Origin of the sequence: Streptomyces sp. AF1A (assembly GCF_047340315.1) — a bacterium.
Classification (GTDB): Bacteria; Actinomycetota; Actinomycetes; order Streptomycetales; family Streptomycetaceae; genus Streptomyces.
In genome coordinates this window covers 1-733 of sequence record NZ_JBLEBI010000385.1, presented here as the reverse complement: position 1 = coordinate 733, position 733 = coordinate 1, and the positions used below count along the sequence as shown (strand labels likewise).

Genomic DNA, 733 nt, shown 5'->3' with positions numbered 1-733 from the left:
TGTCGACTTCTTCGACGGTGCCACTCTCCTCGGCACCGGCACACTGGCCGGCGGCATCGCCACCCTGACGACCTCCGCCCTCAGCGTCGGAACCCACAGCCTGACCGCGGTCTACAACGGCAGCTCCAACTTCACCGGTTCCACCTCGCCGGTCGACACGCAGACCGTGGCGCAGGCGGCGACGACCACGGGCCTGGCGTCGGCGCCTGACCCGTCGGTGTTCGGGCAGGGGAAAACACTCACTGCGACGGTTGCCGCGGTTTTGCCGGGTGCGGGCACTCCGACGGGGACGGTCGACTTCTTCGACGGTGCCACTCTCCTCGGCACCGGCACACTGGCCGGCGGCATCGCCACCCTGACGACCTCCGCCCTCAGCGTCGGAACCCACAGCCTGACCGCGGTCTACAACGGCAGCATCAACTTCACCGGTTCCACCTCGCCGGTCGACACGCAGACCGTGGCGCAGGCGGCGACGACCACGGGCCTGGCGTCGGCGCCTGATCCTTCGGTGTTCGGGCAGGCGAAAACGCTCACTGCGACGGTTACCGCGGTTTTGCCGGGTGCGGGCACGCCGACGGGGACGGTGGACTTCTTCGACGGTGCCACCCTTCTCGGCACCGGCACACTGGCCGGTGGCATCGCCACGCTGACGACCTCGACTCTCGTGGTGGGCTCGCACTCCCTGACCGCGGTGTACTCCGGTGACGGGGATTTCACCGGTTCCACCTCGCCG

General features: G+C 69.2%; 1 protein-coding gene. It reads left to right on the top strand.

Annotation, left to right across the window (positions count from 1 at the left end):
- Positions 1 to 733 (top strand): Ig-like domain-containing protein (locus ACLU3S_RS37020; protein ID WP_413956358.1); only part of this gene is annotated, 733 nt, incomplete at both ends.